The 11,846-nt window shown below is 66.2% G+C and carries 9 protein-coding genes; all 9 read right to left on the bottom strand.

All coding sequences use genetic code 11. The features are described 5' to 3' along the window. On the bottom strand, window positions 1-1,854 hold a 1,854-nt coding region (locus tag ACLP25_RS02270; protein WP_442467619.1), incomplete at its 3' end, for an acyl CoA:acetate/3-ketoacid CoA transferase. A 9-nt stretch (window positions 1,855-1,863) separates the two neighbouring features. Then, the gene (locus ACLP25_RS02265) at window positions 1,864-3,273 is read right to left on the bottom strand and encodes a GntP family permease (RefSeq protein ID WP_442467618.1); all 1,410 of its coding nucleotides are present in this window, start codon (window positions 3,271-3,273) and stop codon (window positions 1,864-1,866) included. A gap of 120 nt (window positions 3,274-3,393) precedes the next feature. Then, window positions 3,394-4,317, bottom strand: coding sequence for a DMT family transporter (locus tag ACLP25_RS02260; RefSeq protein WP_442467617.1), 924 nt, complete (start codon window positions 4,315-4,317; stop codon window positions 3,394-3,396). A 3-nt stretch (window positions 4,318-4,320) separates the two neighbouring features. Next, window positions 4,321-4,725 (bottom strand): methylmalonyl-CoA epimerase, encoded by a 405-nt coding sequence (gene mce / locus ACLP25_RS02255; RefSeq protein WP_442467616.1) that lies wholly within the window; start codon window positions 4,723-4,725, stop codon window positions 4,321-4,323. Between the two features lie 91 nt (window positions 4,726-4,816). Next, the gene (locus tag ACLP25_RS02250; RefSeq protein ID WP_442467615.1) at window positions 4,817-6,484 is read right to left on the bottom strand and encodes a ribonuclease J; all 1,668 of its coding nucleotides are present in this window, start codon (window positions 6,482-6,484) and stop codon (window positions 4,817-4,819) included. Next, complete coding sequence (locus ACLP25_RS02245) at window positions 6,485-7,303, bottom strand: biotin--[acetyl-CoA-carboxylase] ligase (RefSeq protein ID WP_442467614.1); 819 nt, start codon at window positions 7,301-7,303, stop codon at window positions 6,485-6,487. Next, on the bottom strand, window positions 7,300-8,733 hold the full coding sequence (gene nuoN, locus ACLP25_RS02240; protein WP_442467613.1) for an NADH-quinone oxidoreductase subunit NuoN: 1,434 nt from the start codon (window positions 8,731-8,733) through the stop codon (window positions 7,300-7,302). The genes ACLP25_RS02245 and nuoN overlap by 4 nt, the downstream gene beginning before the upstream one ends. 43 nt (window positions 8,734-8,776) lie before the next feature. Beyond that, window positions 8,777-10,276, bottom strand: a complete 1,500-nt coding sequence (locus ACLP25_RS02235; protein WP_442467612.1) for an NADH-quinone oxidoreductase subunit M — start codon at window positions 10,274-10,276, stop codon at window positions 8,777-8,779. Then, on the bottom strand, window positions 10,276-11,846 hold a 1,571-nt coding region (gene nuoL, locus ACLP25_RS02230; protein WP_442467611.1), incomplete at its 5' end, for an NADH-quinone oxidoreductase subunit L. The genes nuoL and ACLP25_RS02235, both read right to left, overlap by 1 nt.

The raw sequence follows: 11,846 nt of genomic DNA, 5'->3' as shown, positions 1-11,846 counted from the left end.
GCCGGAATAGTGGCGGTCGGCGAGCCGGCGCACCATCGCCGTGTACTCGTCGAGCAGCTCCGGCAGGATGGTGAAATTATCGTAGTTGACGATGGCGTAGACGCGCCCGCTCACCGGTGCGAGCTTCGTCTCGACGATCTTCTCCATCGCCTCGATGTCGTCCCGGTTTTGCAGCGCGAAGCTCTCGAGATTGATGAAGAGGACGTTCTGCAGCGGATCGAAGGTGAAGCGGCTCTCGAGCGGCACGCCGACGAGGTCGGCGCGCAATCCCATCGGCTCGGGCCGGAAGATGCGCGCGTCCATCTCGATCGGGTCGCGAGGAATGAGCGGCTTGAAATCCATCCGCGCAAGAATATCGCGCTCGATGTCCACGCCAGGCGCGACCTCCACCAGTTCGAGCCCCTCGGGCCGTAACGCCAGCACGCAGCGCTCGGTGACGTAAAGCACGCTCTGACCGCGCTCGTCCGCGTAGGCGCCGCTGAAGGTGAGGTGCTCGACGTCGGCAACGAACTTCTTGTGCTTTGCCTCCTCGTCGATGACAAGCCGGCCGTCGCGCGCCCCAACCTTTTGCCGCCCGGCGCCGAACGAACCGACGAACACGACCTCCTTGGCGTTCTGGCTGATGTTGATAAAGCCCCCGGCGCCAGCGAGTTTCGGCCCGAACTTGCTGACGTTGAGATTGCCGCGCCGGTCGACCTGGGCAAGGCCGAGGAAGGCCGCGTCGAGCCCGCCGCCGTCGTAGAAGTCGAACTGGTAGGGCTGGTCGATGACCGCCTGGCTGTTGGTCGCCGCGCCGAAGTCGATGCCGCTCGCCGGCACGCCGCCAATGACCCCGGGCTCGGCGGTCAGCGTGATGAGATCGATGATCTTCTCCTCGTTGGCCACCGAGGCCACGCCTTCCGGCATGCCGATGCCGAGGTTCACGACGCTGTTGGCCTTGAGCTCGAAAGCGGCGCGGCGGGCGATGATCTTGCGCTCGCTCATCGCCATCGGCTCGAGCGAGCCGGCGCGCACGCGGATCTCGCCGGAATAGGCGGGATTGTACTGGGTGCCGAAGGTCTGCCAGTGGTGCTCCGGCCGCGCGACGACGACGCAGTCGACCAGAACGCCCGGAATCTTCACCTGACGCGGGTTGAGGCTGCCGCTCTCGGCGACCCGTTCGACCTGGGCAATGACGATACCGTCGGAATTGTGCGCGGCCATGGCGATGGCCAGCGCCTCGAGGGTCAGCGCCTCCTTCTCCATGGTGAGGTTGCCTTCCGCGTCGCCGGTGGTGGCGCGGATGATTCCGACGTGGATAGGGAAGGTCCTGTAGGCGAGGCATTCCTCGCCGCAAAGCGTCACCCGCTCGACGAGGTCCTCTGTCGTGCGCGCGTTGAGCTTGCCGCCGCCGTTCTTCGGATCGACGAAGGTCTCCATGCCAACGCGCGTGACGTGGACCGGGCGGCGCGCCGCGATATCGCGAAATAGATGGGTGATGACGCCCTGCGGCAGGTTGTAGGCCTCGACGAGATTGTCGATCGCCATCTTCTGCAGCCGCGGCGCGAGCCCCCAATGGCCGCCGATGATGCGTCGCACGAGGCCCTCGTGGGCGAGATGGTTGAGGCCCTTCGCATTGCCGTCACCCTGCCCCGCCGCATAGACCAGCGTCAGGCCGCGCGGCGCCGCGTCGGCAAGGAATCGTTCCTCCAGCGCAATGGCGATTTCTTCGGCGAAGCCGATGCCGACGAAGCCGCCCGTCGCCACCGTGTCGCCGTCGCGGACGAGCCGAACCGCCTCGGCGGCGGTGACCACCTTCCCCTTCTCCGGCGACCGCAGAAACAGCAAGGCTGGATGTTTCGCCTCGCTGGGCATTTCGCTGGCTCAGTACAGTCCGGTGAACTCGTAGACGCCGATAACCACGAACACCGCAGCGGTCTTCAGGATCGTGACGGCGAAGATGTCCTTGTAAGATTCGCGGTGCGTCAGGCCGGTGACGGCGAGCAGCGTGATCACCGCGCCGTTGTGCGGAAGAGTGTCCATGCCGCCGCTCGCCATCGCGGCGACGCGGTGCAAGACCTCCATCGGAATTCCGACCGCATTCGCGGCTTCGATGAAATCCTTCGACATCGCCGCGAGCGCGATCGACATGCCGCCCGAAGCCGAGCCGGTGATGCCGGCGAGCGAAGTGACGGTGACGGCCTCGCGCACCAGAACATTGGGAATGCCGCCAAGCGCGTCGCGAATGGCGAGGAAGCCCGGCAACGAGGCGATGACGCCGCCAAAGCCATATTCCGTAGCCGTGTTCATTGCCGCAAGCAGCGCGCCGGCCACAGCGGCCTTGCTGCCCTCGGCGAAGGTCTTGGACACGGCCCGGAAGGCGAGCAGAAAGACCAGCACGATGCCCGTCAGCAGCGCGCCCTCGACCGCCCAGACAGCGCGGATCGGCTGGACGGGCGTCGGAATCGCGTGGTCCAGCGCGAGCTTCAGGTCATAGTTCGCGCCATAGGCCCAATCGATCAGGCCCGTGAACACGCCAGGAAAACCGCCGAGCACGATGTTGAGGCCAAACACCACGATCAGCGGCAGGAAGGCGATCCAAGGCGAGGGCAGATGGGTCGTGTCGATCGGCGGCGGCTCGTTGATATGGCCTTGGCCGTAGCCCTCCCCCCTGGCCCGGGCGATGCGCTTCTGCCATTCGAGGTAAGCCATGCCCAGGACAAGGATGAAGATGGCGCCGACAATGCCGAGGATCGGCGCGGCGCCGGTCGTCGTCTTGAAATAGGTGGTGGGGATGATGTTCTGGATCTGCGGGGTGAACGGCAGCGAATCCATGGTGAATGAGAAGGCGCCGAGCGCGATCGTGCCGGGGATCAGCCGCTTCGGAATATCACCGGCGCGGAAAAGCTCAGCCGCGAACGGATAGGCGGCGAACACCACGACGAACAGCGACACGCCGCCGTAAGTCAGCACCGCGCAGACGAGGACGATCGCCAGCATCGCCTGATCCTTGCCGACAGCGCGGATGATGGTCGCGACGATCGACTTGGCGAAACCGGAGAGCTCGATCACCTTGCCGAACACGGCGCCGAGAAGGAAGACCGGAAAGTAGAGCTGTGCAAAGCCCACCATCTTGACCATAAAGAGATTGGTGAAGGCGGCGGGCACGGCGTGCGGGTCGGTGAAGAAGACCGCGCCCATCGCGGCGATGGGGGCGAACAAAATGACGCTGAAGCCGCGATAGGCGACGAACATCAGGAAACAGAGCGCCGCCAGCGCAATCAGAAAGTCCATGAAAACGCCCGTCCCCGAGGATTCGCTAGCTGGTTTGCGGCCACTCTTACGCCTCGAAACCGCCGAAGCAAGACCGGCGGCCGTCATAACTGCGCGCGCGGTCGCGGCGGAATGTCGCGTTCACACGCTGGCGGGCTTCGCGCCTGCAAACACTGGCGCCGCCTCGGCCGCGACCGCGCCAATGAGAATAAGCGCGCATCCGGCGGCGCCCGCGGCGGTCAGCCTCTCGCCGAGCCAGATCGCGCCGGCGAGCGCGGCGAATACGCTTTCCAGCGACAGGATCAGCGCCGCCTCAGCCGGGGGCGTGTAGCGCTGCCCGACGATCTGAAGCGTATAGCCGAGCGCGCCGGAGACGAGGCCCGCGAAAAGGATCGCCGGCGCCGCGGCGACGAAGGATTCGGGCTTCGCCGTCTCGAAGACGGCGGACGCGGCTCCCGCGAGCGCACAGCAGATCGCATATTGGGAAAAGGCGAGCGTGAGCGGCCGTTGCGTCTTGACGAGGAAGATCGGCGTCAACGCGATCGCGATCGCCCAGGCGAGGTCGGCCAGAAGCACCAGCCCGTCGCCGGTCGTCGGCGGCTCGGCGGGGCCGCAGCCCGTGGCCAGAAGCCATGCGCCGATCACCGACACCACGCCCGCGCCGAGCACGATCGCGCGCGGCCGCTGGCGCGACAGCGCCCAAACGACGAAGGGCGTCAGGACGACATAACAGGCGGTGAGAAAGCCGCCGTTCGTCGCGCTGGTGGTTGCAAGGCCCGCCTGCTGGAGGCTCGCGCCGAGAAACAGCAAGACCCCGATGGCGACCGCCAGCCGCCATGCGCGCGGCGCATAGGGAAGCCCGGCCCGCCGTCCTTCAAGGACCGCCAGCGGCGCGACCGCCAGCGCGGACACGGCGAAGCGCGCCGCGACGAAGGCCAGCGGCGGCAATCCGCCGATGTCCTTCTGCACGACGAAAGTGACGCCCCAGACGGCGGCGGTCGCGAGCAGCAAGGCGTCGGCGCCGATGCGGCTCATGCCGCCGGCGCCGACCGTTTTGCGCGACAAAAATCAGACCTGCTCGATTTCTGTCAGCGTGCCGACAAAATCCTTGGGATGCAGGAACAGCACCGGCTTGCCGTGCGCGCCGATCTTTGGCTCGCCGTCGCCGAGCACACGGGCGCCTGTCGCCTTGAGCTGGTCGCGCGCGGCGATGATGTCTTCCACTTCGAAGCACATGTGATGCATGCCGCCGTCGGGATTCTTCTCCAGGAATTTCGCGATCGGCGAGTTGGCGCCGAGCGGGTGGAGAAGTTCGACCTTGGTGTTTGGCAGCTCGACGAACACGACGGTGACGCCATGGGTAGGAATCGCGTGCGGTTCCGACACCTTGGCGCCGAGGGTCTCGCGATAGGTCTTCGCCGCCTTCTCGAGGTCGGGGACAGCGATGGCGACGTGGTTCAGTTTTCCGATCATGGGCCGCTCCAAGGGTTCCAGCAGTCATCAGCCGCAAGTAGGCAGTGGGTTTCGTTATCCTATTGCCGGCCGCCCTATTGCCTACCGCCGATTAGACCTCCACCACCAGCGCATGCACCTGCGGCTTCTTGCCCCAGAGGGCGCCAACGGAGGCGCGCACGCTCCGTTCGATTGCGCTCGACAAAAAGTCCGGATCGCGCCGCTTGCCGCGCGGTAGGCTCTCGAAGGTCTCGAAGATCGCCGCGTCGATGATCTCATCGAAGCCCGCGCCCTCGCGGGTGCGTTCCGGCAGGCCTGCGATCATCACGTCCGGGTCGCCGGCCAATTCGCCCTTCGGGGTCAGAGCGATCGCGATCGACACGACTCCCGCGAACGACAGGCGGCGGCGCTGGCCGACGCATTCCTGCTCAGGCGGCAGCAGAATGCCGCCGTCCTTGAGACGCCGCCCGCGCTCGATCTTGCCGATCGTTCCGAGATTGCCCGGGGCGAAACGGACGAGGTCGCCGTTGAACGCGCGCAGCACCTGCGCCACGCCGAGCGCCCTGGCGAGAGCGGCGTGTTCGCTGAGATGCAGCGCCTCCCCATGCGCCGGGACCGCCATCTGCGGCCTCAGCCAACCGTACATTTTCGCAACTTCCGCGCGGCGCGGATGACCGGAGACATGCACCAGCGCGTGGCGGTCGGTAATCACCTCGACGCCGCCGGCGGCGAACGCGTTGATGATCCTGCCGACTGCATTCTCGTTGCCGGGAATGGTGCGCGACGAGAAGATGACGGTGTCGCCCGGACTAAGCTCCGCGGTCGGATGATCGTCCTCGGCCATGCGGGCGAGCGCGGCGCGCGGCTCGCCCTGGCTGCCGGTGGCGAGCGCCAGGATCTTGTCCCTCGGCAAGCGCTCGAATGCGTCCATGCCGAGGAATTGCGGAACGCCGTCGAGCATGCCGAGCTCCCGCGCCACCGCCACGACGCGCTCCATCGCCCGGCCGAGGATGCAGACCTGCCGCCCCGCGGCGAGGCCCGCCTCGGCCGCTGAACGCAGGCGCGCGACATTGGAGGCGAAGGTCGTGACGACCACCCTGCCCTTCGCTTTGCCCACAAGGTCCTTGAGCGTCGCCGCGACGTCGAGTTCCGACGGGCTTTCGCCCTCGCGTAGCACGTTGGTCGAGTCGCAGACGAGCGCGAGCACGCCCTCGTCGCCGAGCGCCCTCAGGCGCGCTTCGTCGGTGATCGAGCCGACCACAGGGGTCAGGTCGATCTTCCAGTCGCCGGAATGAACGACGAGGCCGGCCGGCGTCCGGATCGCCAAAGCCGAGCTCTCGGGGATCGAATGGGCGACCCGCACGAACTCGACGTCAAACGGGCCAATGGTCACGCGCGCGCCAGGCCGAACGATCTCGATCGGAACCTCGGGCGCCCCGGGCTCGCCGAGTCGCCGGGCCTCGGCGAGGCCCGCCGCGAAGGGCGAGGGGTAGACCTGCACGCCCAGGCTTGGCCAGAGGTCGGCCAGCGCGCCGATATGGTCCTCGTGCGCATGGGTAATGATCAGGCCCACGAGGTCTTTCCTCACCTTCTCGATGAAGCCGACGTCGGGCATGATGAGATCGATCCCCGGCAGGTCGTCGCCAGCGAAGGCGACGCCGAGATCCACCATCAGCCATTTCCGCGCCTTCGGCGGCCCGTAACCGTAAAGCGCGCAATTCATGCCGATTTCGCCGAGGCCCCCCAGGGCCGCGAACACGAACTCGCTGTCGTCTGTCATTCAGGCTGGGCCTTCCCGCGCGAGCGAACCGGACGCCGCCGTAGTAGGCGCGCCATCCGAAGCCGGCGATATCCAGAGGTCGGCGGCCTCGATCGCCTCGATTCCGCCCGCCCCGCGAAACAGCAATCGGCCGTCGGCGTCAAGTCCTTCGAAAGCGCCTTCCCGCCGGCCGCGGGCGTCATCGATCCGCACGAGGCTCCCGATTCCGGCGGCGCGCACGAGCCAGGCGGCGCGAATCGCGGCGAATCCCTCCCCCTGGGCCCAGAGGTCGAGCGCCTCGGCGAACCGCTTCATGAGCCGCTCGAACAGGTCGGAGGCGCGGATCGCCCCGGCGTCGTCGCGGGACAGGACTGCCGTCGGGTAGCCCACGCCCTCTGGCGCGCGGGCGCAGTTGATTCCGATCCCGACGATGCAAGCCATCCGCTGGTCGGCGAGGGAGAGGCCCTCGACCAGGAGACCGGCGCATTTGGCCCCGTTGAGCACAAGATCGTTCGGCCACTTGAGCCGGACTTCGGCGGCGCCGAGGTCCTCCGCCGCGCGAGCGAGCGCGACGCCGGCGACAAAGCCCAGCTGGGGCGACCGGGCTTGCGGGCACGGGTCGATCAGCAACGCGCTCGCATGCAGGTTGCCTTTCGGCGAGACCCAGTTGCGGCCGCGCCGGCCCCGGCCCGCGCTCTGCTCGCCGGCCACGATCCACAAGCCTCCGGGATCGCCGGCCAGGGCGCGCCGGCGCGCCTCCTCGTTGGTCGAGTCGATCGCCGCGAGCCGATCGACCCGCCACTCGACTTGCGCGGACCCCCGCGTGGATTCGATGCTCAAAAGAGCGTTTGCGCCGCGGCCATCGCCGCGTTGGTCAGCGGCGACGGGGCGAACATGAAGGCGAGGATCAGCAGCGCCGCCAACGCCAGGACACTGCGAGCGACGACGCCAGGCCGGTCGAAGGCTCGCGCCGGCTCGTCGAAATACATCACCTTGACGATACGCAGGTAGTAGTAGGCGCCCAACGCGCTCGCCAGCACGCCAATGACGGCCAGTCCGTACAGGTCAGCCTTGATGGCGGCGGCGAACACGTAGAACTTGGCGAAAAACCCGGCAAGCGGTGGAACTCCAGCGAGCGAGAACATCATCGTCGCCAGGAAGAACGCCATCTGCGAATCCGTGCGGGCGAGCCCCGCCAGATCGGCGATCGTCTCCACCGCCTTGCCATCGCGCCGCATCGACAGAATCGCGGCGAAGGTGCCGAGCGTCATGACGACATATATCGACATGTAGACGATGACGCTCTGCGCGCCTTCAACCGTTCCCGCCGCGAGTCCGACCAGCGCGAAGCCCATGTGGCCGATGGACGAATAGGCCATCAGCCGCTTGATGTTGGACTGGCCGATGGCGGCGAAAGCGCCGAGCCCCATCGAGGCGATCGACACGAAGGTGAGAATCTGCCGCCAATCGCTGGAGATACCCGGGAAAGCTGTAAAGGCGACCCGCACCAGCACCGCCATCGCCGCGATTTTCGGCGCAGAAGCGAAGAAGGTGGTCACCGGAGTCGGCGCGCCTTCGTATACGTCGGGGGTCCACATGTGGAACGGCACTGCCGAGATCTTGAAGGCGAGGCCCGCCAGCAGGAACACGAGGCCGAACAGCACGCCCAAGTTGTGGTGGTCGTGCACCGCCGCCGCAACGTCGCTGAATCTCACCGAGCCGGAATAGCCGTAAATCAGCGAGATGCCGTAGAGCAGCATGCCGGACGACAGCGCGCCGAGCACGAAGTACTTCAGGCCTGCCTCGGTGGCGCGCAGATCGTGGCGGCGGAAGGCCGCGATCACGTAGAGCGCGAGGCTCATCAGCTCGAGGCCGAGGTAGAGCGCGATGAAGTCGCTGGCCGCGATCAGCATCAGCATGCCGAGCGTCGAAAGCAGGATCAGCACCGGGAACTCGAACCCAGCGATCCGCTCGCTGCGCATGAATTCGATCGACAGGAGAAGCGTCACCAGCGAGCCGATCAAAGCCAACCCGCTCATGAAGCGAGTGAACGGATCGTCGGCCAAGGCGCCGTAGAAGGTGATCCCCATCGGGCGGGACTTCCACACCACGATCAGGAAGACGATCCCGAGCAGCGCAACGGAAATCTCCGTGACGAGACTGTAGGCGCGCTCGCCGCGCAACGCACCGTAAAGGACGAGCAGAAGCGTTCCGAGGGCGAGAACCGCTTCGGGCAGGACAACCGGGAGAGAGAGGGCTGTTTCGTGCATGGATCGCTCGTTCTCTTGATCTCTTGGCGGCGCTAGCGCCCTATCACAGCCCGGCCGTCTTGGTCGCCGTCACCGCCTGCTCGACGCCCCTGAGGATCGCGTCGATCGAGGCGGAACTCGCGTCGATGACCGGCTGGGGATGCACGCCGTAGTAGATCACGAGCAGGCCGAGCGGCAGCAGCGTAGCGATCTCCCGCGGGCTCAGGTCGAGGATGTTCCTCAGGTTCGCCTTCTCGATCACCCCGAACACGACGCGGCGGTAGAGATAGAGCGCGTAGGAGGCCGAGAGGATGACGCCGGTCGTGGCGAAGAACGCCACCCAGGTGTTCGACTGGAACGTCCCGATCAGGGTCAGGAACTCGCCGATGAAGCCGGACGTGCCGGGCAGTCCGACGTTGGCGAGGGTGAAGAGCATGAAGGCGACCGCGTAGAGCGGCATGCGCTGCACGAGCCCGCCATAAGCATCGATCGACAGCGTGTGGGTGCGGTCGTAGACGACGCCGACGCAGAGGAAGAGCGCCCCCGAGACGAGGCCGTGGCTGATCATCTGGTAGACGGCGCCCTGCACGCCCTGAGCATTGGCGGCGAAGATGCCCATCGTCACGAAGCCCATGTGCGCGACCGACGAATAGGCGATCAGCTTCTTCATGTTCTCCTGCGCCAGCGCCACCAGCGAGGTGTAGACGATCGCGATTACCGACAGCGCATAGACCAGCGGGGTGAAATAGTGGGATGCGTCGGGGAACATCGGCAGCGAGAAGCGGATGAAGCCGTAGCCGCCCATCTTGAGCAGGATGGCCGCCAGGATGACGGAGCCGGCCGTCGGCGCCTCGACGTGCGCGTCGGGAAGCCAGGTGTGGACGGGCCACATCGGCAGCTTGACCGCGAACGAGGCGAAGAAGCCGAGCCACAGCCAGGTCTGCATTTTGGGGTCGAACGCCGTCTTCAAGAGCACGGTGATGTCGGTCGTGCCCGCGGTCCAGTACATCGCCATGATGGCGAGCAGCATCAGCACCGAGCCGGTGAAGGTGTAGAGGAAGAACTTGAACGCGGCGTAGACGCGGTTGCCGTGCCCCCAGATGCCGATGATCAGGAACATCGGGATGAGACCGCCCTCGAAGAAAAAGTAGAACAGCACCAGATCGAGGGCGACGAACACGCCGATCATCAGCGTCTCGAGCGCGAGGAAGGCGATCATGTACGCCTTCACCCGGCTCTCGATTCCCCACGACGCCGCAATGCTGATCGGCATGAGGAGGGTCGTCAGCAGGACGAAGGGCATCGAGACGCCGTCGACGCCGAGCTTGTAGAGAATGGCGTGCGAGAACCAGTCGTGCTCCTCGATCAGCTGGAACCCCGCTTGCGAGGGATCGAAGCGGCCCCAGGCGACGAGGCTGAGCACGAAGGTGAGGAGGGTTGCGAAAAAGGCGATCCAGCGCGCGTTGCGGCGGGTCGCCTCCGAGTCGCCGGGCAGCAGCAGGATGAACGCCGCCCCAATCAGGGGCAGGATCAAGAGGCTCGACAGGATCCAGGAACCGGACATCAGCGGGCCCCCCCGAACAGGTACCAGGTCGCGAACGCGGCCGCGCCGAGCAGCATCGCGAAGGCGTATTGATAGATGAAGCCGGACTGCAGCTTGACCGCGCCGCGGGTCACGTCAAGCACGCGCGCCGACACGCCGTCCGGCCCGAGACCGTCGATGATCGCGCCGTCGCCGCCCTTCCAGAACAGCCGCCCAATGGCGAAGGCCGGGCGGACGAACAGGAAGTCGTACAGCTCGTCGAAGTACCACTTGTTGAGCAGGAACTGGTAAAGCCCCGGGAAAATTGCGGCGAGCCGCTCGGGCGCCTTCCGATCGACGATGTACAGGTAATACGCGATCAGAAGTCCGACGATCATGAACAGGTTCGGCGATAGCGACACCAGCGTCGGGACGTGCTCCATCCGCTCGAGGATGTCGTTCTCCTGGCCAAGGAATAAGGAATTGCGCCAGAAGTCCGAGTAGCCCGATCCGATAAACCAGTGGCGGAACGCCACGCCGGCAAACACGGCGCCGAGCCCCAGGATCGCGAGAGGGACCAGCATGACCAGCGGCGATTCGTGGGCCGGATGCGCGCCGTGTCCGTGGCCATGATCGTCGTGAGGCGGGTGCGCGGTCGTGTCGTCGCGCACGCCATGGGCATGATCCGCGGGAGCCGGGTGCGTGAGGGCCGCCTCGTCGTGCGCATTCGCGTCGACCTCGTGACCCTCAGGCGGAAGCCAGGACGAAAACTGGCCTCGCTCGCCGAAGAAGGTCATGAACACCAGGCGCCACGAATAGAACGAGGTGAAGCCGGCCGCGATCGCCACGCACCAGAAGGCGTAGACCGAACCGTAGCGCTGCGAAGCGAAGGCCGCCTCGATGATCGGGTCCTTCGAGACGTAGCCGGCAAAGCCGATGTTGGTGAAGGGGATGCCGACGCCCGTGATCGCGAGCGTGCCGATGACCATCATCCAGAAGGTGAACGGGATCTCCTTCCTCAAGCCCCCCATGCGGCGCATGTCCTGCTCGTGATGCATCGCGGTAATGACCGAGCCTGCCGTCAGGAACAGAAGCGCCTTGAAGAAGCCGTGGGTGAACAGATGGAAGATGCCGAGGCTGTAGCCGCCGACGCCGAGGCCGACGAACATGTAGCCGAGCTGCGAGCAGGTCGAATACGCGATGACCCGCTTGATGTCGTTCTGCACCAGGCCGATCGTGGCGGCGAAGAAGGCGGTCGTCGAGCCGATGATCAGCACGACGCTCAGCGCCGTGGACGACAGCTCAAAGAGCGGCGACAGGCGCGCCACCATGAACACGCCGGCCGTCACCATGGTCGCGGCGTGGATGAGCGCGGACACCGGCGTCGGGCCCTCCATCGCGTCAGGCAGCCAGGTGTGGAGCAGGAACTGCGCCGACTTGCCCATCGCGCCCATGAACAGGAGCAGGCAAGCGAGCGTCCAGGCGTCCCAGTCGAAGCCGATGAAATGCACAGTCTTGCCGGCGACTCCGGGGGCGGCGGCGAACACCTGGTCCAACGTCACCGAGCCGGTGAGCGTGAAGACCATGAAGATGCCGAGCGAGAAGCCGAAGT

The sequence above is a fragment of the Roseiarcus sp. genome (assembly GCF_052145395.1).
Lineage (GTDB): Bacteria > Pseudomonadota > Alphaproteobacteria > Rhizobiales > Beijerinckiaceae > Roseiarcus.
This window is presented reverse-complemented; position numbering and strand designations above follow the sequence as displayed.

What these genes read in the sequence shown, in the direction of transcription:
- ACLP25_RS02250 (WP_442467615.1), bottom strand. Translation starts at nt 6,484, where the DNA reads ATGACAGACGACAGCGAGTTCGTGTTCGCGGCCCTGGGGGGCCTCGGC.
- ACLP25_RS02235 (WP_442467612.1), bottom strand. Translation starts at nt 10,276, where the DNA reads ATGTCCGGTTCCTGGATCCTGTCGAGCCTCTTGATCCTGCCCCTGATT.
- nuoN (WP_442467613.1), bottom strand. Translation starts at nt 8,733, where the DNA reads ATGCACGAAACAGCCCTCTCTCTCCCGGTTGTCCTGCCCGAAGCGGTT.
- ACLP25_RS02265 (WP_442467618.1), bottom strand. Translation starts at nt 3,273, where the DNA reads ATGGACTTTCTGATTGCGCTGGCGGCGCTCTGTTTCCTGATGTTCGTC.
- mce (WP_442467616.1), bottom strand. Translation starts at nt 4,725, where the DNA reads ATGATCGGAAAACTGAACCACGTCGCCATCGCTGTCCCCGACCTCGAG.